This is a genomic window from Nostoc sp. ChiSLP03a (genome assembly GCF_034531215.2).
In the GTDB taxonomy this organism is placed as follows: Bacteria; Cyanobacteriota; Cyanobacteriia; order Cyanobacteriales; family Nostocaceae; genus Nostoc.
This window is the reverse complement of sequence record NZ_JAVRBQ020000172.1, coordinates 1-22,526: the sequence shown is the minus strand read 5'-3', so window position 1 is coordinate 22,526 and position 22,526 is coordinate 1. Positions and strand designations below refer to the sequence as shown.

General features: G+C 40.7%; 23 protein-coding genes and 1 pseudogene. 14 read left to right on the top strand and 10 right to left on the bottom strand.

Going from position 1 to position 22,526, the window contains the following annotated elements; genetic code table 11:
* Positions 1–31: 31 nt before the first annotated feature.
* Entirely contained in the window at positions 32–2,113 is a 2,082-nt protein-coding gene (locus RMY32_RS28970) for a cation:proton antiporter (RefSeq protein ID WP_322710383.1), read from the top strand.
* Positions 2,114–2,210: 97 nt separating this feature from the next.
* On the opposite strand, the gene RMY32_RS28965 is transcribed toward RMY32_RS28970, so the two are convergent.
* The 6 genes and pseudogenes from RMY32_RS28965 to nagA all read right to left on the bottom strand — a co-directional run bounded on the left by RMY32_RS28965 (position 2,211) and on the right by nagA (position 7,464).
* On the bottom strand, positions 2,211–2,519 hold the full coding sequence (locus RMY32_RS28965) for a DUF4288 domain-containing protein (RefSeq protein ID WP_322710421.1): 309 nt from the start codon (positions 2,517–2,519) through the stop codon (positions 2,211–2,213).
* A gap of 96 nt (positions 2,520–2,615) precedes the next feature.
* A pseudogene (locus tag RMY32_RS28960) lies at positions 2,616–2,965 on the bottom strand (putative toxin-antitoxin system toxin component, PIN family).
* Positions 2,931–3,179: a type II toxin-antitoxin system VapB15 family antitoxin gene (vap15, locus tag RMY32_RS28955; protein ID WP_322710381.1), complete on the bottom strand. Its 249-nt coding sequence runs from the start codon at positions 3,177–3,179 to the stop codon at positions 2,931–2,933. Before vap15 ends, RMY32_RS28960 begins: the two are co-directional and overlap by 35 nt.
* Before the next feature lie 57 nt (positions 3,180–3,236).
* Complete coding sequence (locus RMY32_RS28950; RefSeq protein ID WP_322710379.1) at positions 3,237–5,528, bottom strand: tetratricopeptide repeat protein; 2,292 nt, start codon at positions 5,526–5,528, stop codon at positions 3,237–3,239.
* A gap of 245 nt (positions 5,529–5,773) precedes the next feature.
* Positions 5,774–6,181: a hypothetical protein gene (locus RMY32_RS28945; RefSeq protein ID WP_322710378.1), complete on the bottom strand. Its 408-nt coding sequence runs from the start codon at positions 6,179–6,181 to the stop codon at positions 5,774–5,776.
* A 95-nt stretch (positions 6,182–6,276) separates the two neighbouring features.
* Positions 6,277–7,464: an N-acetylglucosamine-6-phosphate deacetylase gene (gene nagA, locus RMY32_RS28940; protein WP_322710420.1), complete on the bottom strand. Its 1,188-nt coding sequence runs from the start codon at positions 7,462–7,464 to the stop codon at positions 6,277–6,279.
* A 91-nt stretch (positions 7,465–7,555) separates the two neighbouring features.
* Between nagA and purE the strand changes: the two genes are divergently transcribed.
* The 7 genes from purE to RMY32_RS28905 all read left to right on the top strand — a co-directional run bounded on the left by purE (position 7,556) and on the right by RMY32_RS28905 (position 13,350).
* On the top strand, positions 7,556–8,074 hold the full coding sequence (gene purE / locus RMY32_RS28935) for a 5-(carboxyamino)imidazole ribonucleotide mutase (RefSeq protein WP_322710376.1): 519 nt from the start codon (positions 7,556–7,558) through the stop codon (positions 8,072–8,074).
* Positions 8,075–8,235: 161 nt separating this feature from the next.
* Entirely contained in the window at positions 8,236–8,535 is a 300-nt protein-coding gene (locus RMY32_RS28930; RefSeq protein WP_322710375.1) for a putative quinol monooxygenase, read from the top strand.
* Between the two features lie 153 nt (positions 8,536–8,688).
* Positions 8,689–9,468 carry a class II glutamine amidotransferase gene (locus RMY32_RS28925; protein ID WP_322710374.1) on the top strand — a complete coding sequence of 260 codons (780 nt, stop codon included), beginning with the start codon at positions 8,689–8,691 and terminating at the stop codon, positions 9,466–9,468.
* 390 nt (positions 9,469–9,858) lie between these two features.
* Complete coding sequence (locus RMY32_RS28920; RefSeq protein WP_322710373.1) at positions 9,859–11,058, top strand: sulfate ABC transporter substrate-binding protein; 1,200 nt, start codon at positions 9,859–9,861, stop codon at positions 11,056–11,058.
* Positions 11,059–11,211: 153 nt separating this feature from the next.
* Complete coding sequence (cysT, locus tag RMY32_RS28915) at positions 11,212–12,072, top strand: sulfate ABC transporter permease subunit CysT (RefSeq protein WP_322710372.1); 861 nt, start codon at positions 11,212–11,214, stop codon at positions 12,070–12,072.
* Positions 12,059–12,934, top strand: coding sequence for a sulfate ABC transporter permease subunit CysW (cysW, locus tag RMY32_RS28910; protein ID WP_322685887.1), 876 nt, complete (start codon positions 12,059–12,061; stop codon positions 12,932–12,934). The genes cysT and cysW overlap by 14 nt, the downstream gene beginning before the upstream one ends.
* Positions 12,935–13,083: 149 nt before the next feature.
* The gene (locus RMY32_RS28905) at positions 13,084–13,350 is read left to right on the top strand and encodes an NIL domain-containing protein (RefSeq protein WP_289797696.1); all 267 of its coding nucleotides are present in this window, start codon (positions 13,084–13,086) and stop codon (positions 13,348–13,350) included.
* Positions 13,351–13,457: 107 nt separating this feature from the next.
* On the opposite strand, the gene RMY32_RS28900 is transcribed toward RMY32_RS28905, so the two are convergent.
* Entirely contained in the window at positions 13,458–14,969 is a 1,512-nt protein-coding gene (locus RMY32_RS28900; RefSeq protein ID WP_322710371.1) for a hypothetical protein, read from the bottom strand.
* A gap of 727 nt (positions 14,970–15,696) precedes the next feature.
* On the opposite strand from RMY32_RS28900, the gene RMY32_RS28895 reads away from it, so the two are divergent.
* Both RMY32_RS28895 and RMY32_RS28890 read left to right on the top strand, forming a co-directional pair.
* Positions 15,697–16,362 (top strand): NIL domain-containing protein, encoded by a 666-nt coding sequence (locus RMY32_RS28895; protein WP_322710369.1) that lies wholly within the window; start codon positions 15,697–15,699, stop codon positions 16,360–16,362.
* 22 nt (positions 16,363–16,384) lie between these two features.
* Positions 16,385–16,717, top strand: a complete 333-nt coding sequence (locus tag RMY32_RS28890) for an NIL domain-containing protein (protein WP_322710368.1) — start codon at positions 16,385–16,387, stop codon at positions 16,715–16,717.
* 6 nt (positions 16,718–16,723) lie between these two features.
* Here the strand turns inward: RMY32_RS28890 and RMY32_RS28885 are convergent, their stop codons facing one another.
* Entirely contained in the window at positions 16,724–17,314 is a 591-nt protein-coding gene (locus RMY32_RS28885; protein WP_322692966.1) for a Crp/Fnr family transcriptional regulator, read from the bottom strand.
* 215 nt (positions 17,315–17,529) lie between these two features.
* Positions 17,530–18,255, bottom strand: coding sequence for a serine O-acetyltransferase (gene cysE, locus RMY32_RS28880; RefSeq protein WP_322710367.1), 726 nt, complete (start codon positions 18,253–18,255; stop codon positions 17,530–17,532).
* Positions 18,256–18,469: 214 nt separating this feature from the next.
* Here cysE and RMY32_RS28875 point away from each other — a divergent pair, with 214 nt between their 5' ends.
* The 3 genes from RMY32_RS28875 (at position 18,470) to RMY32_RS28865 (ending at position 20,737) form a co-directional block, all read left to right on the top strand.
* Positions 18,470–18,952, top strand: a complete 483-nt coding sequence (locus RMY32_RS28875) for an Rrf2 family transcriptional regulator (RefSeq protein ID WP_322685903.1) — start codon at positions 18,470–18,472, stop codon at positions 18,950–18,952.
* An 18-nt stretch (positions 18,953–18,970) separates the two neighbouring features.
* Positions 18,971–19,933, top strand: coding sequence for a cysteine synthase A (gene cysK, locus RMY32_RS28870; RefSeq protein ID WP_322710366.1), 963 nt, complete (start codon positions 18,971–18,973; stop codon positions 19,931–19,933).
* Between the two features lie 249 nt (positions 19,934–20,182).
* Positions 20,183–20,737, top strand: coding sequence for a hypothetical protein (locus RMY32_RS28865; RefSeq protein WP_322710365.1), 555 nt, complete (start codon positions 20,183–20,185; stop codon positions 20,735–20,737).
* A gap of 169 nt (positions 20,738–20,906) precedes the next feature.
* On the opposite strand, the gene RMY32_RS28860 is transcribed toward RMY32_RS28865, so the two are convergent.
* Entirely contained in the window at positions 20,907–21,617 is a 711-nt protein-coding gene (locus RMY32_RS28860; protein ID WP_322710363.1) for a cadmium resistance transporter, read from the bottom strand.
* A gap of 129 nt (positions 21,618–21,746) precedes the next feature.
* Between RMY32_RS28860 and RMY32_RS28855 the strand changes: the two genes are divergently transcribed.
* Positions 21,747–22,523 carry a cadmium resistance transporter gene (locus RMY32_RS28855; protein WP_409884231.1) on the top strand — a complete coding sequence of 259 codons (777 nt, stop codon included), beginning with the start codon at positions 21,747–21,749 and terminating at the stop codon, positions 22,521–22,523.
* Positions 22,524–22,526 lie beyond the last annotated feature (3 nt).

The window sequence follows — 22,526 nt, the reverse complement described above, 5'->3', positions numbered from 1 at the left end:
TACATCTACTATCTAGGCTGATTTATTACACATGACACTGAACTCGCTCACAGACAGTCCTATTGTTGCATTTACAATTCTCCTAATAGTAATCTTTACTGTCCCTCCGATATTTGAGCGACTGCGACTACCTGGATTAGTGGGGTTGTTGGTTGCAGGTATATTACTAGGACAAAATGGACTAAAGTTGTTAAATCCTGAGTCTGAAACTATCAATCTGCTCTCTGAGATCGGCAAACTTTATTTGATGTTTGTGGCAGGTTTAGAAATTGACTTAGAGCAGTTTCGTAAAACTAAAAATCGCTCAATCGGGTTTGGCACTTTAACATTTTTAGTTCCAATGATTGCTGGCATTGCTACAGGACAATTATTCAATTTTGGTTGGAATGCCTCCTTCCTCATTGGTTCTTTACTAGCCTCTCATACCCTCTTGGCATATCCAATTGTGAGTCGTCTGGGAGTGGTAACAAATGAAGCTGTAACCGTCACGATTGGGGCAACAATTTTTACTGACACTGGTGCTTTGTTAGTGTTGGCAATTTGTGTTGGAATTCATGGAGGAGAATTCTCCGCCATGAGTTTAGCAATTTTATTAGGTGGATTAGCAATTTACACTGCTGTTGTCCTGTTTGGCTTTGACTGGGCAGGAAAAGAGTTTTTTCGCCGCTCTGGGGATGAACAAAGTAATCAGTTTTTGTTTATATTACTAGCATTATTTTTGGCATCTGTCGGAGCGCAGGTAATTGGAGTTGAGAAAATTGTTGGTGCTTTTTTAGCAGGTTTAGCTGTCAACGATGTTCTAGGACGTAGCCCAGTCAGAGAAAAAATCGAGTTTATTGGTAGTGTTTTATTTATCCCTTGTTTCTTTGTGGACATGGGATTATTGATTAATATTCCTGCATTTATCAAAACCCTCAGTTCAATTTGGTTGACTCTGGTAATTGTAATAGCTTTGATTGGCAGCAAATTTATAGCAGCATTCTTAGCCAAATTATTGTATCGCTACAACACGGCAGAATTGCTAACGATGTGGTCATTGTCGCTACCACAGGTAGCAGCCACACTAGCAGCAACCTTGGTTGCTTATCAAACGGTAAATCCTGCTGGTGAGCGCTTAATCAGTGAAGCTGTCTTAAACAGTGTGATTGTGCTTATGCTGGTAACTGCAATTATGGGGCCCATAATAACAGCACGATTTGCTCCTTCACTACAGCTTTCTCAGACAGATTTTGAAACAGATAGTTTGACAACTTGGTGGCAAGGTAATGAAGATGAGCAAGTAGAGAAAAATCAATATCCATTTACTGTACTAGTGCCAATATACAATCCCCAAACCCAGCGCTATTTAATCGAAATGGCAGCACTACTGGCTAGTCATGAATCTGGAAGAATTGTGCCATTAGCTATTACCAAGGCACATATTCACATGGATAATCCACAATTAGTAACAGCGCTTGACCAGAGTCAGCAAAGATTAAGTTTAGCTAGAGAAATCAGTCAAGAATTTGATGTAGAAGTTTCACCTGCAAATCGGATTGACGATGATATAGCTTTGGCAATCAGCCGCACCAGTCGAGAACAAAATGCTAGTTTAATAGTGATGGGTTGGTCGCAGACAACAGGTTTACGCGCCCGCTTATTTGGTAATGTTATTGATAGCGTCTTCTGGTCTTCTCACTGTCCGGTTGCAGTTACACGCCTCTTGAGCAGTCCCAAGACAATCCAAAGAATTCTTGTACCAGTTGGAGACTTAACGCGCCAAACAATCGGTGCTTTAAGGTTTGCTCAGATTTTGGCTGATGTCAATCAGGCGGAAGTTGTGCTTTTACACGTGTGCGATCGCAAATCACCCCCAAATCGAGTAGAAAGATTTGTGTCTCAATTGTCTGACATCGCTTCTAAAAGCCAGTTACAGGTAAATACGAATATCCAAACAATCAGGGGTGATGATGTCGCTAGAGTCGTAATTCGGGAAGCTCAGACGTTTGATTTAGCAGTATTACGTTCCGTTCGTTATCGCACAGCCGGGGGATTAGCAGTCAGTGAAGTGACAACGCAGATGATTCAAGAATTGAAGTGTTCAATTGTGTTGCTGGGAGAGCCGAATTCGTGATGTGTCAGTCAACGCTAGTAAAATAATTGCGATCGCTTTTGGCTCAGTGATGGGAATCGACAAGAGCGATCGCGTGGTTTGATAACTATTCTCCAAGTTACTCTTGAGATAATAATGGCTCAAATGACTGGTAAGCCTGATAGTTCCGAAAATGTCGAGCATATAAATCAACAATATCCTCAGATGAATCAAAGTCATCATACAAAACTGAATTCACGTCTACTAATTGCTGCAAAGACCAAGTAATAGTTTCTCCATTTTCATTTGTATAGCTGACACTTTCATTTTTACCATGATTCAAAGCCTTTGCTTTTGCTTCCTCTAAAGAAGTGGCTTTAATCAAAACAAAGCTTTCTTGGTACAAAGGTTGATAATCAGGTTTATCTGAAGATGATTTGTAGAGAATTATAGCAATCTAGAAGGATTCTGCTTTATTTACACTTTTAGTTTCCATTTCATATTCTCTCTAGCTATTTTTTGAATCTATTATGATTCAATCAATTTATAATTTGAGTAAGAATTCTTGATAGGTAATAATTTCAGTATTTTCAAATTTTGTAATCTCTAATAAATCTTGATCGCCTGTAAGTAAAAAATTAGCATCGCTATCTTTTGCTAGTGCTAAAAGATAATTATCTTTTGCATCTCGACAAAGATAAACTTCGGAAAATATTTTTGTAACTTAGGACGTTGAGTAACCAATATAATTTCTTCTAGTATTTCTTCACAAACTACTATTTGAATTGTTTCTTCAAGTAAAAGGTTTTGTAGTTGTTTTAATTCCTTACCAATCAGAAAGCTAATCCAAAGATTAGTATCAATAATTATCTTGATTGTTTTGTTTTCTGGCATAAATTTGATAACGGATTAATTCTACTTCCTCTGTAATTTCCTCTAAAGATAATTCATCTGTTTGAAATACTTCTAATAATTGTGTTAACTTTTTATTCAAAGTTTCTTTTTCTAGCTCTTTGCTAAGTAACAATTTTTCTGAATCAGAAAGTTGTTTAACTAGGGTAAGAATTTGTTCAAATGTCAAGGGGAGTTGATAGGTATTTTGTAACATAGTGTCAAATATTATCTTGTCTTAAATTTACGTTCATCACTATTCCCACACCTTATTTTACCGCCGAAACCAACTGCGTACCCAACGCCACAACCGACGCAACCACGCCCAAAACCCACGACGAGAGACTACAGGCGTTTTTGGTTGAGAAAGACGCTCAATTGCATTATTGCAATCTTGCACTTTAGCATCAAGTCCCATTTGCTGATATAGTTCGCTGGCATTGCGATAAGCACCCAGCGCGTCTGATTCCCGGTTGACGTTTTCCAATGACAAACCTAAGTTATACCAGGCGATCGCTTCGCCATAGCGATCGCCTATTTCTCTAGCTATCTCCAAAGACCTCTGTTGAAACTCTATTGCCTGCTGATATTGCCCTAAGCAGCGATAAGCAATACCTAAATTGCCCAAACAATTAATTTCTCCCTGAATATCTATATCCTTGACTATCTTTAATTGCTGCTGATGGAATTCAATTGCTTGCTTATATTCTTTCAAACCTTGATAATAATTGCCCAAATTACCTAAACAACTAGCTTCCCAATTAGAATCGCCTAGCTCCTGTGCTAACTCCAAAGACCGCTCGTGGAACTCAATTGCTTGCTGGGACTCCCCCAAACTTTGGTACGCATTACCCAAATTGCCCAGTAATTTGGCTTCTAGATTGCCATAATGTATCTTTTTGATCTCCTTGACTATCTTCAAAGACTGCTCGAAAAACTCAATTGCTTGCTTGTATTGTTCTTGCTGGCGGTAAACAAGTCCCAAGACGTTTAAGGATGTAGCTTTCACATCCGGGTAATCTATCTCTTGGGCTATCTTACATGACTGCTGGCAGAACTTAATTGCTTGTGAGTAATCCCCCAAGGAGTAATAAGAACTGCCCAAATTAGTGAGAGAGGCCAGATAAATCCAGTGTTCTTTTTGCCGTGTTTTTTCCCACGCTTCTATCAACTGCTTATACAAGTAAACTTGGTCGGTGTAATAGCCCCGCAAGGTCAAAAAATTATCGCAGGCTTCCAATATATCGAATGCTGAGTCATAATTTTCTAGCTGATACCTGTGATAAAAAATTTCTAAATATTCCTTGATATCTACTTTAGTGTGCCAAGGTGGTTGTTTAACATTTAAAAGATAGTAATTGATGGCTTGTTGATGCGCCTCTGTCTGATTGCCAGCTTGATACCGCGCATACTCCAACACTACAGGCTGAAATTCAAATCGTCGCTTACCATTGAGTTTGTCTACCAACAAAGAACGCTTAACCAGATTCCTCAATTCTCTCTCAATCTCGGCTGCTGAATTTCCCGGCAACACCGCCACTGCTGCTGCACTATAAACCGCACCACGATAAACACTAATATTCAGCAATAACGCCTTTTGTAACTCATTCAACCGATTAAAACTGGCATCCAACACCAACACCATCCCCACATTTTCCCGGCGATGGATACCTACCACTTGAGAATCTGTCAACAACTGCCGCAAATTCCCTAAGCCTAAATCTGCTAATCTGCTTAAATTCGGGTCTTGTGAATATTCTTCTTTTAATAAGTCTGCTACCAATCTCAACAGTAGGGGATGCCCATCTACTAGTTCCACAAACTGCGTTAAATCTCCGCGAATGCTTAATACAGTTAACAGTGCTACGCCTTCATCTACTTGCAAACCTTTCAGGGGTAGCCACTCAAAGCCTTTTAATTCTGGTCTTTCCCTGGTGGTGACTAACACCTTACTATTACTGCCATGTTCTACCCATGCTTGGAAAAAGTCGCCGTAAAATAGACTTCCCCACTGTCTATTAGGTTGTAATAAACTTTCCAGGTTGTCAATAATCAGTAAAAATTGCCCAGAACGTAAACACCTAACTAGCGCCTCTACTAACTGCGCTTCTTTTTCTGGAACGAGAAAGCCAAACTCTGTGAGCACTTGGCGGGCTAAATCGCTAAAACCTGCCCCGTTACTGACATCAGCCCAAAATCGCTTGGGGAAACTGGCAATTTCGTCATAAATTTTAGCAGCTAGCATCGATTTACCCGTGCCACCGATGCCTTCTATGCCAATTAGGAAGGTATTTTGATCAGTTAACCATTGCTGTATTTGGGCGATTTCTGCTGTTCTTCCTTGCCAGTAAGCCAAACTTTTACCGGGATTCCCTGCTTTGAGAACCCCCGGCGATTCTGGTGGAGAGATTTGTTGCAATCGCTCTAGTATTGGTTGTATATCATCAACAAAAAATTTGACTTCTGTTGTATTTAACTGCCCTACCATAGTCACTTTACTGTCACCGTGGGCAGTGGCATTCATTTCAATTTTGTTCGGGTTACTGGCGTTGGGTTCCTCTGCCATTGCTTAGAGTAGGTAGAAATTTTGCTTGATATTGTGGCTGTGAACTCGGCCGTTCCTGTTCAGAACTCGGAAGTTCCTGTTCAAAACTCGGAAGTTCCTGTTCAAAACTCGGCCGTTCCTGTTCAGAACTCGGAAGTTCCTGTTCAGAACTCGGAAGTTCCTGTTCAGAACTCGGAAGTTCCTGTTCGGAACTTGAAACATCAAAATTTTTAGGGTGTGGGCAGTACTCTATCCACCCTATTCAATTAAAAAGTTACTTCGTTTGCGTCAATCTTCCCAACTTGCTTCACCGTACTTTGGTCGTAAGCATTAGCACTAACTTGAATATTGTCTCCGGGTTTGTCAGTCGATGCTTGCAAAATCTTGGCTATTTCCTCCCCAAGTTCTGTATCCGCTTCTAAAATCTTCTTGAGTTGCACCCGCAAGCTTGCTTGTAAATCTTCATCTTCTGGCTTTTGCGCCACATCCGTTGCTGCTTCCTTCGCTGCTTCCTTAGCCTCTATTTTGGGATGTAACTTAGCCCAAATAGCTTTGGCTTTATTCCAAACATCCTCACCTACTTTCTGAGATGCTCCTTCTATAGCTTTATTACCCACATTTAACAGAAATGGCAGACAGGGAGCGAGAAATTTAACGAGTATAGCTATATCCATTGGTTTATAATACCTATCTCAGAAATCTACATTTTTACTGAGTATCTTAACGCTTCTTCCCCTATCACCTTGATTCTTTTACATTGATACGAAATTTAGCCTAATAATCGCTGCCAAGTTAGTTCTTTTGTCGCTTCATCCCAATGCCAGCGTAATAAATTAGCAGGTTGACTCTTGGTAATTCCAGGCAAACCAATCGCTTGTCTAGGTGCATCTGTAGCTAGCAAAATAGCAGTCTCTACATCACAAATCCCCCACTTCACCAAATTCTGCACTCCCACTAATAAGGGTAAAGTCGTCCCCGATAAGGTGCCATCCGCTAATCGTGCTGTACCGTTTTTAACTTCAATTTCCCGACTGTCCCAAGGATACACGCCATCGGGTAGCCCCAGAGGTGAAAGGGCATCACTCACAAGGAACAGCCCTTTTTCTTCATAGCTAGCGCGGAGTAAAATTTGCAGCATTGTGGGCGAAACGTGTTCGCCATCAGCAATAAAACCACACATCACATCAGGATGGGTAATTGCTGCCCCTAATAATCCTGGTTCGCGGTGATGCAATGGTGGCATGGCATTGAAAGCATGAGTTACCATCGTTGCACCGAGTTCAAAAGCAAGTTGCGCTTGGGCTGATGTCGCCTGAGAATGTCCTAAACTAACAGTAATTCCCAAAGAACGCAAATATGGAATTACTTCGCCAGTGGGATCTAACTCCGGCGCTAAAGTGATGACTTTCACGAGCGTTGCATAATCTCCCAAAACCCGCCTTACCTCGTCAATTGTTAAGGGTAACAAGTACTCTGCTGGGTGTGCGCCGCGCTTATGGTAATTCAAACATGGGCCTTCTAAATGAACTCCGAGAATCTTGGCAGATGACCTCACCCCCAACCCCTCTCCGTCAACGGAGAGGGGAGTAAAATTAGCAATGACTGCAAGCGATCGCTGAATATTTTCTACTGAAGTTGTTACAAGTGTCGGTAAAAATCCATCTACCCCGACATCCCACAAAAATTGCGTTATTTTCTGGAGTACATGAGCATTTTCAGCCGTTAAATCAGGAAATGCCAAACCCAACGCACCGTTAATTTGCAAATCAACGCCACCCAATGAAATCCAGTCACCTGCAACATCGATCGCAGATGCACAGATGTCTTTCCCGACTGTATCCATTGGCAAAATTTGCTCAATTATGCCCTCTTGATTAACCAAGATCATCTGCAAATCTTTGTAACCAGGCACTCTAGCATTGATAATATCTACAGGATTTTGTGTTGCTTGGGTCATCACACTGAGGAGAAGATAGCTAAATCTCTCCGATTTTAGATGAAACAACCGACGATTAATCCAAAATCCAAAATCCAAAATCCAAAATTCTATGGCTCCCCTAGTTGGTATTATCATGGGCAGCGATTCCGATTTGCCCAGTATGAAAGATGCGATCGCAGTTTGTGAAGAATTTGGCATTGAGAGCGAAGTAGCGATCGTTTCGGCTCACCGCACCCCAGAACGTATGGTGCAATATGCTCAACTTGCACACCAACGCGGTATTAAGGTAATTATTGCAGGTGCCGGTGGTGCTGCTCATCTACCTGGAATGGTAGCGTCTTTAACTCCCCTTCCTGTGATCGGTGTTCCTGTACCCACTCGGAACTTACAAGGTGTAGATTCTTTGTATTCTATTTTACAGATGCCTGGTGGTATTCCTGTGGCAACAGTAGCGATTGGTAATGCCAAAAATGCCGGTCTTTTAGCAATACAAATCCTCGCAACTCATCAACCAGAATTGTTAGAAAAAGTGCAACAATATCGTCAAACCTTATGTGAATCAGTAATTGCAAAGCAAGCAAAACTAGAACAACTAGGTTACGAGCAATATTTACAGCAGATGTTTTAATAAATATTAATACCAAAGCAGCAGGCGAGTAGAGGAGCAGGGAAGATGAGGGAGACAAGGGGACAAGCAGAATAACCATGCCCAATGACAAATGACCAATGACAAATGACCAATGACAAATGACAAATGACAAATGACCAATGACAAATAACAAATGACAAATGACAAACCAAACTATTCAGATTGTTGCCCGTATTATTGCTTTGCCTAACAAAGTAGAAGAACTAAAAGCTGTACTGTTGGAACTTATTGAGCCAACTCGTCAGGAAGCAGGTGCGATTGAGTATAAACTTTTGCAAAACCAATCCGATCCAACAGACTTTACTTTTGTAGAAGAGTGGACTTCTCATGAAGCCCTGAATACTCATCTAGATTCACCCCATTTCCAAGCAGCAGCAGCTAAACTTGAAGGTTTAGTGACTGCTGCACCAGATATCCGCCGCTACCATCTTTTGGCATAGTGCGATCTTGCTAACTTGAAGCAGACTCTTCTTTGTTAGGGATCATTTGGCATATCTCAGCTTTAAATTCTAAGATTGAAGCGATCGCTCCAGAATCAATGCAGCATTCTGAAGTATCTTGATCCTGAGACCTTAGTCAAAAATTAAGAGCTAATGTGCCAATTGCTCGGAATGAATTGCAATGTTCCAACGGATATTTGCTTTTCTTTTGAAGGGTTTTCTGCACGGGGAGGAAAAACGGATGACCATCGCGATGGTTGGGGCATTGCTTTCTTTGAAGGAAAGGGATGTCGAATGTTTTTAGATGCTCAACCTTCTGTTGCTTCTCCGGTAGCGGAGTTTGTGCGGAGTTATCCCATCCACTCAACCCATGTCATAGCCCATATCCGCAAAGCTACTCAGGGTGAAATTGCCCTGCACAATTGCCATCCTTTCCGCAGAGAATTGTGGGGTCAGTATTGGGTGTTTGCCCACAACGGTAATTTGCCAGATTTCGATCCAGAAAATTTGGGCTTTTATCAAGCCGTAGGTGATACCGATAGTGAAAAAGCATTCTGTACGATCCTAGAAACATTGCGATCGCGCTTTCCTTTAGGTAAGCCCGATATCAAGGAATTGTATTTTGTGCTGCAAGAAATTACTGCTGTAATTGCGACAGTAGGTATATTTAATTACTTATTATCAGATGGAGAACACTTTTTTGCTTATTGCTCAACTAAACTCAGCTACATTATTCGCCAAGCGCCCTTTGCTGCTGCCCATTTAATTGACCAAGACATGACCGTAGATTTTCGGGAAGTGACTACTGAACGCGATCGCGTCGCTGTCATTGCTACCACACCTCTGACTGACAATGAAGTTTGGACACAAATCCAACCAGGGGAATTACTAGTTTTTCAGGACGGGCTACCCCTGAAATATGCATTTAGTTAATCATAAATAGTTGTTCGATTTTCCCCATTTAGATAATTTCTAGATGGGTTTTGTTTTTGATGCTCAGGACTTACTTGATTTTGTTGCCCTACATTGAGTAAAGCCGATCGCTAGAATAAACTATCCTGAAAATTAGCTATTCTCTAGCAAGTTGCTTGATACACCAGATAGTTGATTGCGATGCCTACTGCGAGCTGCGCCTATGCAATTTGATAGTTGAAAGTAAAAGCATTTTTAATTTTTCATAGAACTGGTAGAATCACCATGTTCTTGATAAAGAATATGAGGTTTTTTGGTGTTTGCAACTAGATATATGCAATCATCCAGTATGATAAAAACTATATAACTGTATTCCCATCGATTTTTTGTGGATTTAGTGGAGGAAATAAAATGAGTTTGTGGCAACGCTTACTGAAAAGATTACAAGCGATGTCTTACGACAAGCTGCTAGCCTACGGCAACGCCAAAGGCGAACGCATCTACGCGTTCAATAGAACGTATCGGTTCAGACTAAATTCGCTCAAAGGCTTTTTATCACTCTTTTTGGTAGGTACTGTATTGAGTGTAGCCCTTGCTGCCTGCTCTGGTGGAGAAACTGGGAGTACTTCTTCCTCTGAAACCCCTGCTGCTAATGCTACTCCTGTGGCTGCAAGCAAAGAGAATGTTGAACTAACTCTAGTATCCTTTGCTGTCACCAAAGCCGCTCACGAAGCAATTATTCCTAAGTTTGTAGAACAGTGGAAAAAAGATCGTAATCAAACTGTCGTCTTCAAGCAAAGCTATGGTGGTTCTGGTTCCCAAACTCGTGCTGTTATTGATGGTTTGGAAGCAGATGTTGTTCACTTAGCATTAGCTGGAGACACCACAAAGATAGAGAAAGCTGGATTGATTCAGCCGGGATGGGAAAAAGAAGTTCCCAACAATGGCATTGTCTCCAAATCTGTTGCAGCAATAGTCACTCGTTCCGGCAATCCTAAAGGCATCAAGAACTGGCAAGATTTAGCCAAAGACGGTGTGAAATTGATTACTGCTAACCCCAAAACTTCCGGCGGTGCTAAGTGGAATTTCTTAGCACTATGGGATTCTGTAATTAAAACAGGTGGCGATGAGGCGAAAGCTACTGAATTTGTGACCAAAGTTTACAAAAATGTGCCAATCTTGCCTAAAGATGCGCGGGAAGCTACTGATACATTTGCCAAGCAAGGGCAGGGAGATGTCTTAATCAACTACGAAAACGAAGTTCTTTTGGCACAACAAAAGGGCGAAAAGGTTGATTATGTTGTTCCCGATGTGAATATATCCATTGACAATCCGATCGCTGTGGTAGATAAAAACGTCGATAAGCACGGAACCCGCGAAGTTGCTGAAGGTTTTGTGAAATACCTCTATAGCCCAGAAGCACAGCAAGAGTTTGTCAAATTGGGATTCCGTCCTGTGGATGAGACTTTAGCTCAAACCAAGGAAGTCACTGACAAATTTCCCAAGCTGAAAACTCTGGGTACAGTTGCAGACTTGGGCGGTTGGGAAGCAATCGATCAGAAGTTCTTCGCAGATGGGGGCGTGTTTGACAAGATTCAAGGCAAAAAATAATTCGTAATTCTTAATTCGTAATTCATAATTCTGACTCCACAACTTTCTTTTCTCCAGAATTAAAAATAGTTGGTCTGTGGTTGAATTACGAATTAGCAATTACGAACACTGGCAAAAAGCTCCTTGTGAATTTTAAATTTTGAATTTTTCACTATGACATCTGTATCTCCTTCTGTGGAAGTTGAACGCAAAACGCCATTCTGGAAGAGATTGGGACGAGTTCCTTGGACTTGGCGAATCACCATTGCATACCTGACGGTGATGTTGTTTGTCCCCATAGCTGCCATGTTTCTGAAAGCAGCTACAGAACCTCCATCTAGGTTTTGGGCGATCGCAACCAGTGATATCGCACTAGCAACATACAACGTAACTTTTGTGACGGCAATATTTGCTGCCTTACTCAATGGCGTATTTGGAACTCTAATTGCTTGGGTTTTGGTTCGCTACGACTTTCCCTTCAAGCGCTTGATTGACGCCACAGTAGATTTACCCTTTGCACTACCAACTTCTGTAGCAGGGCTAACCCTGGCAACAGTTTACAGCGATAACGGCTGGCTAGGTTCGCTACTAGCACCACTGGGAATTAAGGTGTCTTTTACCCGCACAGGAGTAGCGGTAGCAATGATATTTATCTCACTACCTTTTATTGTGAGAACTGTGCAACCCGTGCTTCAAGAAATGGAACATGAAATTGAAGAAGCCGCCTGGTGTCTGGGTGCTTCTCAATGGCAGACCTTCTGGAAAGTGATTTTGCCACCTTTATTTCCCACGATTTTAACTGGTGTTGCCTTGGGTTTCTCCCGTGCAGTTGGGGAATATGGTTCGACTGTGATTATTTCTTCCAATACGCCCTTTCAAGATTTGATCGCACCTGTACTGATTTTCCAACGGCTAGAGCAGTATGACTATTCTGGTGCAACAGTAATTGGCATAGTTTTACTATCAATTTCCTTGGTACTGCTATTGGCAATTAATTTCTTACAAGGATGGGCAAGGCGATATGACAGTAGATAAGCCAAGTTTTCACTCATCTGCATCTGAGACACATACGGCCAAGCCGAAAGAGCAGAAGAGTTGGGTGCCAATAGTTTTAATTGGGATAGCGATCGCTTATTTAGCCCTAGTTCAATATATCCCGGCAATTAACGTTTTTGTCCAAGCCTTTAGTAAGGGTGTTGGGCCGTTTCTATCCAACCTGACGCGACCAGCTTTTATCCATGCAGCTTGGCTGACACTGTTATTAGCTGTGATTTCTCTACCTTTAAATACGGTATTTGGTTTATGTGCAGCTTGGGCGATCGCTCGTAATAAATTTCCGGGACGCGCCGTAGTTTTGAGCATTATCGATCTGCCCTTTTCGATTTCGCCCGTAGTTGCAGGGTTAATGATTGTCCTACTTTATGGACGGAATGGGTGGTTTGGCCCTTGGCTCCAGGCCCATGATATCAAGATTATCTTTGCCTTTCCAGGCATGGTATTGGCTACAGCCTTTGTGAGTATGCCCTTTGTGGCGCGAGAAGTGATTCCTGTTTTAGAAGAGTTTGGTAAGGATCAAGAAGAAGCTGCTAGAACTCTAGGTGCGAAAGATTGGCAAATATTTTTGCGCGTCACTCTACCTAGTATCCGTTGGGGCTTACTCTATGGTTTAATTTTGACCAATGCCAGAGCAATGGGTGAATTCGGAGCGGTTTCAGTAGTATCTGGCAACATTGCTGACCAAACCCAGAGCCTACCACTGTTTGTAGAAGACGCTTACAAACAATACGAAACTGAAGCGGCTTTTTCTGCGGCTGTACTGTTAGCGTTGTTAGCAGTAGTAACCTTGGTGCTGAAGGAGATTCTAGAACGGAAAACCCGCATTAAAAATGTTGAATAGAAAAATCAAGCGATTATAGTTATCTTTTGAATAAGATACAAGCAAATCATGGGACATGGTACGATCTACCTAGTACCTATCAGTAAATTACCGTTAGGGTTAAAAGTAGTTCTGTACCAATCCCGATTAGGGATTGAAATAACTCAGATATGGCTACTGACAATACACTTACTAATAAACGGATTCGACTCAGAATTCCTAAAGATTATCACCAGGAACCTGTTATTTCTCGCCTGGTGTCTGACTACGGACTGATTGTGAATATCACGGCAGCGATTTTGGGAGCCAATGCTGTCGGAGATGGTTGGTTTGACCTTGAACTACAAGGAACAGATGCACAAATACAAAGCGGGTTAACTTATCTTCGCGATTTGGAATTGGAAGTCTGGGATGATACTAAAGCAAGCGATTGGTAAGATTTATCTGGTTTTAAAAGAATTGCAACCCGCAGATTCCCAATTTTATAAAAGTTGTCGGGGATCTTGTTTTTGATGAATAATTCAGAATTGCTGTAGTGGTTTGTCTACAAAAGGGTATACCAAATACCGTTATCATTTTGACGTAAAATACGGTATCTTTCTTGAAGAAATTCTAGCATTCTGGGAAAATTTTTGTTGATAGTAGGCTGCTGAATATAATCAATAAAGATATAAGGAGGCTTAGATGAATCTAACTCTTCTAGAAGTTTTGTCCATTGCTCAGGTAGGAAATATTCAAGTGCCCAACCACGTAGTGATGTTGCCTGAGTACGATTAGAAAAGTAGTAAATAGATGGATCGCCAGCTACATAAATCTTACCAGGAAGACTTTCTGGTTGGGAGATAAATTCAGCCTCTGAACGAAGAGATGGATATTTTTCTCTAAAAACAGTCTGATATTTGAATCGTGCCTCTTCAGTTAAAGCAAAGTTATTATTAACCAGAACAACACTCTTTTTTATCAAAGTGTGCGATAAAGGGAAGAAAAACAAAAATATCAGCAGAATTGTCGTAAATGGAGAACTCAATTTTATTAAAGACTCCCATAAAACATCTAATCCTTTAGTAGCTAAAATACCTAAAGGTACAAACAATAGTAAATAATGGTATTCCCAAAATGCGCCACGTTGTAGAGCAATCACACCCCAAGCAAAAATACACCAAATAACAAGTAGCAAAGTCAATATATTCTTAGACTTACGCAATGATACATCTACTGCAACAGTAGCGGCTAAAATTAGAGAGTAAAAATTATTTAAGAACCATTTTATTCCTGCAAAAAGCCCACTTGGGTTAAATTGAGAATTAGCAACAATCCGAGGTGGATATAAAAAAAATGTCTGATACAAAATTGGTAAACTATTAAACCAGGCAAAATAGCTAACAATACATAAAATAGGAAATATAATCCCCATAAAAATGGGAATAAAGATTTCTACAAATACTTTTGAAATTGGCTGCCGTTTGATCAGCAAAGAATATATCAAAATAGTTAGCCAAAAGGAAAGTAATATTAGTAAAAGTATTAATTTAAATGTGATAACGATTCCACCAATAAAGCCTGATAGTAAAAGTATAAAAAATGCTTTTCTACCTTCATATTTAAAAGATTGAGAAGTTAACCAAACACAAGTAAATAAAGGCAAACTAACCAATGCTTCCACTTGAGTCAGATGCCAAGGCTGTGAAACAGTATAGTAAACGCCAACTGTTAACAAAGGTACTAAACTTGCGATTATCGGATGCTGAAAATAGCTTTTGAGACTCAGCAACAATATTATAGACAGAAACACCATATAAATAAGTTCAAAGAGATGGATACCAATCTCATTAAAACCAAATAAAGTTCCTGCTAAAAAGTAAAAGCAAAAAATCCCCGGTTGCTTCACATCCCAAAAATCATGATAGAGTAACTTTCCTTGTTGCATCTCCAAAGCACCAAGCCGAAAAAATGCTTGATCTCCGTCAAATGGAAAAGGTAAATGTATAAGACCAATAATCACAATCCCAATCAAAACGATCAAGTCAACTTTATTAAATTTAGTAATATTAATCATCAAACTTTATAATCAAAAGTTAACCGACTATCTTATGCTGATTAATATCCTAACAGCGTAAAGAACAAGGTAATTTTAGGATATGAACTTAAAGTTTAAAGTTTTAGCGATCGCGTCAACACTGACTTTTCATTTTATTAGTAATTAGCTGAAGTATCAAAAATATTTAAGTAAGTAGGCAGAAACAAATTAAAGTACATTAAATAATGTAAAAAACATAATTTTTCTCTGCTTTGAAGGCTCTAGCCCTACTTTGAGGGCTAAAGCCGCTTAATCTAAACCTTTACTTCTCACAAGAGATGGCAGTTATTGCTGGAAAAATAAGTATAAATAAAAACTTTACTTCTAAGTAGAGCATCTAACATCGTCCACTGCCTAAGTCTCAAGTTGCGCGTGGATTACTTAAACTGGACTATCTCTGTAAAAGGTTTATGTACTATGTTTTGATAAAAATGTCAACTGTATTAACCTCAAGCTAGTCAAAATATAATAAGTTTGATTTACGTTATTTTACCCATTGTATTTTTTCAGTCTTTGTGGGAGTCTCCTTTACATAACAATTAAATGCATAAAATCGATAGAGTTACAGTAGTTTAATAAAAGCTAGAAATATGAAAATTTCTATGAGGCTAACATTCAAGCAGGCACAGTTGAGTTGTGGGGGCACGACATTAGCAAGATTCTCTGCCGAACCCAAAAATTGTGATAGCTATTGGGAATTAATCTGATGTCTCAGAGTAAATCTGTAGAACCAGCTTCAGTCCACAGTCGAATTCTCGTGCCTCAACGGTATAACAGGCAACCTGTAATTTCTCGACTGGTTTCTCGTTATGGTTTAACCGTCAATATCAAAGCTGCATCCCTGACATCTGAAAATGACAGCGATGGCTGGTTTGATTTGGAACTTTCAGGAAATCCTCAAAAACTGACAAATAGCTTATCTTACTTGCAAGGATTGGGAGTGAATTTGCTGCAACTAGCGATCGCTAACCAAATTCAACCCAACCAGCACACTCTACCTTTCCCAAATTCAGCTAGCAAATTGAGTCCCAAAGACTCTGTATGGCTGACAAATAAATGGCAAGAACAATTCCAGCAATGGATTTCTCAAGGTCAAACCAATCGATTGCGCTTACAACTGTGCATCTTAAAATCTTATTACCAAGAACCAGTAATTTCCGAGTTAGTTTCTCGTTATGGACTAACAGTTAATATTACCAGTGCTATACTTCAACCCGATACGCAAGATGACGGCTGGTTTGACTTGGATTTGTGGGGCACAACAAAGCAACTCTACTCTAGCTTGAGTTATTTAGAAAAACTGGGACTACCAATTTGGCTAGATTTGTCTAGCGTTTATAACGATGTCTACGACGGGCTACGCCTATGCTAATTAATAAAATCATCACTATCTAATGTCAGCACTAAATAACCAAAAAACCAATTTTCAAAACAGATTATCACTGGTTTCTTCAGTTTCTGAAAAAACCCAAGTCACTCAGATTCGTCTGCGGATACATATTCCCAAATGCTATCTGCAAGCGCCCGTGATTTCGCAGTTAATTTCTACCTACGGCTTGGTAGTTAATATTACCAAAGCTATGCTACAACCAAATGCAGAACGATGCTTTGACATTGAACTGCGGGGAACAGTGCCACAAATTTCTAGCGGTTTAGCTTACCTAGAATCCTTGAATCTTAGAATTGTGGGCAAGCCGAATGCTGACGGCGATAGCTGGTTTTACTGAAATAATTTAAATTTCGTAGTACCAAATTTCTTCTTCTTTTAGGACAATTCGATGTAAGGAGAGACGATCGATCAAGCCCTCTTGCTCAAACTGCCCAAGAACACGAGTGATCGTAACACGAGTTGAACCGACCATTTCTGCCAGGTCTTCATGAGTCAGACGCATATCTATTAAACGTCCCTTCTCAACTTCCGAACCAAACTTTTTGGATAACCATGCCAATAGCTTGATAAGCATAGTATCCACTTTTTTATGGCTACGAATGATCATCAATTCTTGAGCCTGTTGGATATGGGCAAGTAGAGTTTCTGTTAGTTCAGTCCATTCCTCTAGAGGTAAAACTGTTGCCTCCACTTTAGTTAGGCATTCCATCTGATAAGGTTCTAATTTTGACAACCTTTTCCCAACGACATCTCCAGGACCCCACAATCCTAAAGCAACAGTTGTACCATCTTCCAGATAGCTAAAAGTTCTTACAAAACCCGTTTCAATCTTCCAAAGGTCGTTATGATGCTCTGGCAGAAATGACCTACGGGCAAAAAGTTGCTTAGTATTGTTACTGTTTGAACTAGATAAGCTTGTGTACAAAGACACCATATATATAAAACTATTCTCCGATAAATTAACCGTAGTATTACATTTATATCAGGTTATAAGAACCTATGGATATTTTAAAGAGGGGAGCAGGGAAGCAAGGGGAGTAGGGGAAAAGGTTAAAGGTTAAAGGGAAAAGGAATAAATTTAATCTTTCCCCTTTTCCCCTTACCCCTTCCCCCTTCCCTTTCCCCATGCCCAATGCCCCATTCCCAAAATTAAATTCCCGCACCATCAAGAAAATCTTCAATCATCCCATCAGAATTTTTGCTCTTAGGGTTGTCAGTTAATTCGTCGCCAACCTCAGTTGGGGACAAACTTGATTGTTCCAACTGCTCAAACTGTTTCTCTAGAGACTTGACGCGTTCAAATAAAGCACGGATGACTTCAGCTTCTACGTCGCGTACTTTATCATGATCCAGAACGTTGCTATTTAAGTTGTTCTGACGAGTTACGCGCCCTGGAATCCCAACTACTGTAGTGTTACTGGGAACATCTCGTAGTACCACAGAACCGGCTCCGATACGGACGCGATCGCCAATTTGAATATTTCCCAATACTTTCGCACCCGCTCCCACAACCACATGAGAACCTAAAGTTGGATGGCGTTTGCCGCTTTCTTTCCCAGTTCCGCCAAGGGTGACACCTTGATAAATCAGAGCATAATCGCCTACGATCGCAGTCTCACCAATCACAACTCCCATACCGTGGTCAATAAACACTCCCTGGCCAATTAATGCCCCAGGATGGATTTCAATTCCGGTTAAAAACCTACTAAGATTAGAGATGAATCTTGGTATGAAAGGAATTCCAATTTTATACAGCCAGTGCGCCAATCGATGAAACACTAGAGCTTGCAGTCCAGGGTAACAGAACAATACTTCTAGCCAGTTACGGGCTGCTGGGTCACGCTCAAAAATGGTTTGCAAATCAGTTAGTAGCATACTCTGTTGAGATTTTTTTTGGTAGGTGAGGCTCTAAAAGCAGAAACTTACGATAATTCCCAAAAAAAGATCGAGTCCTTATATTGGGAATTGTGTAATATCTAAATCTACGGTAAGTCGATAGAGTATAGTGTTTTTGTGGGTAATAAGTGGGATGCTATCACATTCCACAGTTGAAAAAATTAATTTCGCATAAACTGCGATAAGTCCCTCAATTCACCGTAGTATATTGAGTACAGTCTTGAATAGCCAAAACTACGCTCTCTTGGATCTGTCTTCCAAAGTGGAATACGCGCTGCTGGCACTCTTAGAACTAGCAAGCCACCACGGAAAAAAACTTCCTTTAACCATGAGCGAGATTACTGCCAAGCAACCCATACCTGAGCGCTATCTGGAACAAATTTTGACCAACCTCCGGCGTGCTGGTGTGGTGCAGAGTCAACGCGGCTCTAAAGGAGGTTTCGTTTTAGTTCGGGAACCTTGGCAGATTACAATACTTGAAATTGTCACTTTGGTTGAAGGCGAGCGGAAAGAGAAAGATACCTCTAACTCTCCGACTCTGGAAAAGACTCTGGTTTATGAAGTTTGGGAGCAAGCTAACGCTGCCTCAATAGAAGTTTTGGGTCGTTATACACTCCAAGACTTGTGCGAGGAAAGAGAAACTCGCGCCCAGCAGAGTCCAATGTATTATATTTAGACACGACGGAGTACCCCCATGCAGATAGCGAAAGATATCACAGAGTTAATCGGCCGAACTCCTTTAGTTCAATTAAACAAGATTCCCCAAGCTTCAGGAGCGGTTGCTCGGATTGTGGTGAAGCTAGAAAGCATGAATCCAGCATCTTCTGTGAAAGACCGGATTGGCGCGAGTATGGTAGAAGTGGCGGAAGAAGCAGGCTTGATTCACCCCGGAAAAACTGTTTTAGTAGAGCCGACTTCTGGAAATACAGGAATTGCGCTAGCGATGGTGGCAGCTGCCAAGGGCTACCATCTTATTCTAACGATGCCTGACACAATGAGCCACGAAAGACGATCCATGCTCAAAGCTTATGGCGCTCAACTAGAGTTAACGCCAGGGGTAGAAGGGATGCGAGGAGCGATCGCTCATGCAGAACAGCTTGTAGCTAAAACGCCCAATGCTTATATGTTGCAGCAGTTCCGCAACCTCGCCAACCCGAAAGTTCACGCCGAAACCACAGCCGAAGAAATTTGGAATGATACCGATGGAGAAGTAGATATTCTCGTGGCGGGAGTGGGTACTGGTGGGACGATTACGGGAGTTTCAGAAGTTATTAAAAAACGGAAGCCGAGTTTTCAAGCGATCGCAGTTGAACCCAGCAACAGTCCGGTATTAGCAGGCGGTAAATCAGGGCCTCACAAAATTCAAGGTATCGGCGCGGGATTTGTCCCAGCAATTTACCGTTCAGAACTGGTAGATGAAGTGATTCAGGTAGCAGATGAGCAAGCGATCGCTTACAGCCGTCGCCTCGCAAAAGAAGAAGGATTACTATCAGGGATTTCGACTGGCGCTGCTTTATACGCGGCTATTCAAGTGGCACAACGACCAGAAAATGCGGGTCGCCTCATCGTGATGATCCAGCCTAGCTTTGGCGAACGCTACCTCAGTACTTCACTGTTCAAAGATCCAGAGGAGAATGAGTGGTTGAGTAAAGTTTGATTCTTTATGGTAAGCATTTTCAGGATAAGACTCTTAATAAGGCAACTTAGAATCGTGAATTAAACTAAGTTCCAGGATTAGGTAGGGGCGGGTTTCCTTGATATAGTCACGCAACTGTTAATTAGCTCGTCAAATCCGCCCTTCCTTACAGTTTGGGGAGTTATTTAATCCTGATTCCTTAGTACAAGAAGACAACTATAGTGGACTGGAGGCACAAAGAAGTTCGAGCCGTTTAAAATCAATAACAGTATGATAATACAGAATACACCAGGACTGGGTAGGTTAAATGGATACATGGAAGCTATGAGTTGTTGCCTACAAGGTTCCAACTATGTCATCTGGTTCAGTGCCAAGGGGATAAAGCTTGAGGATGGTGATTTAGAGCCTCAAACATTGGACAAACTAGCCATTCAAAAGACTTCTCAAGAAGCAACGCCAGATTTAGAAATGCAAAGATTAATCCAATTGGCTTATCCAGGAGCAAAGCCAGAACTGGCTACGATGTGTGAGTGTTATCATGCTGCCACAGTACTGACTACCAGAATTAATACTTTTATTGCACGCATCAACCCATATGACGGATTCAAAAACGTTGAAAAATCCAAAAAGTGCAATCTGATTACAAGTTTTTGGCGGAATGTAAATGAGTGTATTGATTACCAGAATGCAAGAGTTTTTCAATATAATCCAGCCTTTGATGTCGATGACGAACTGTGGGATTTTATTATCTGGGGATTTACATTTTTGATAGTTAATCAAGAACAAAGACAATGTTTATTAATACACGCTGGAGCATCTGATTAACAATAGCGATCGCCTAATCTTCTATTCTTTTGGAATATTGCGATCGCTTCGGCACACTCTCCTGCTGTTCTACTGTGTACGCACAGCCGTTAGCTGATACAGAAACAGAAATTTTTTCAAATATCAATCCTTTTGTAAATTTTCGCCACGTCCGTCGTACTAGTTAGATTCATTTACTAGAATTTTCGCCAATTTTATCGTTACTTTCATTGTTTTTCACCAATATCATCAAACAGATACTACTAGCAGCTAGCTTGATTGGACTTAAAGCTTCACTTTTTAATACAATAAAAATGCCTAATCCGATTAGAATAAAAGGCACAAGATTATTAATATATTCAGTCAATACATCAGCTATAACTCTGTTGTTAATTAATTTGTATGCAACGTAGCACCAAACTCCTAACAAGATAAAAAATAATCCGATAATTACCAAAAAACTCTCTAAGTTGCTGTTAGCAAATAAAGGCACATAGACACTAATATTATCGCTACCATTAGCAATGGTAACAGCTGCCACACTATAGGCTTGGGGAGATAAAAAGCTAGTAATTGTTGATGCTTCAGCTTCTTTTGTGGCAGCTAGAACTTCTTTTGATGAATCTTCTTCCTGATTCACTAAGCTACTGATACCTATAGACATTGGTAGTAAACCAAGTAATCCAATCCAGTTTTTTGATAAAACTAATCCTCCGAATAAACCCGAAAGGCTAAGGATTAACAGAACTGTAAAACCGAGAAACTGACCAGCAACTATATGCCGGGGGCGAAAGTTAGCATTTATTTGAGAAAAAAATAATAATAGAATGACAATATCATCAATATTAGTGGCAATGAACGCAATTGCCCCTGTAGTAATTGCAGTAACTAACTCGCTCATATTTAACAGCAGTTTTCAGGTATTTAGACTACGACTGAGATGGAGGATAGGGAGTGGGGAATGGTGTAGTTCAATTACTTGAAAGGTTAATTTGGTATGGTGGTAAATCGTAGATTCTAAAAATCCAGCATGAGTCAGCTAGGGACAGCCTTCAGCGAAGGGATAATTGCTTTCATCGCCACTAACATAGATGACATCATTATCTTGTTAATATTTTTTTCACAAGTAGATGCTAATTTTCGGCGGCGGCATATCTTACTCGGTCAATATCTGGGTTTTACAGCTATTATCATCGCTAGCTTACCAGGATTTTTTGGTGGATTGGTTGTACAGCGAGAATGGATAGGATTGCTAGGACTACTACCAATAGCAATTGGTATTCAGCAATTAATATTTAGAAAAGAAGAAACTACAACAGTTCAGACAGTCAGTAGTGATTTTAAAGAGCCTACACCTACCAACCCGGTATTGTCTTTTATTCTGAGTATTTTGCACCCCCAAACCTATAAAGTGGCAGCAGTAACGATCGCTAATGGTGGTGACAATATTAGTATATATATCCCTTTGTTCGCTGGTCATAACCTTGCCAGTTTGGGAGTAATTTTAGGTATATTTTTTATCATGGTAGGAGTTTGGTGTGCGATCGCTTATTTTTTAAGCCGTCAACCTACCATTGCTAATATTTTAAGTCGCTACGGTAAAGCTGCCGTACCTTTTGTGTTAATTGGCTTGGGTCTACTGATTATGTATGAGCGAGGTACATTCACTCTACTAACCCAAGTTGCGGGTTATCAAGCTGTGGGTACTTTGCACTTGAATAGTCGTGCGCTCGTTCAGGACGAAGTGGCGGTTGCACGTCGCGCAACCGCCACCTCAATTAACTCAAAAATACAGATACTGAATTAGATT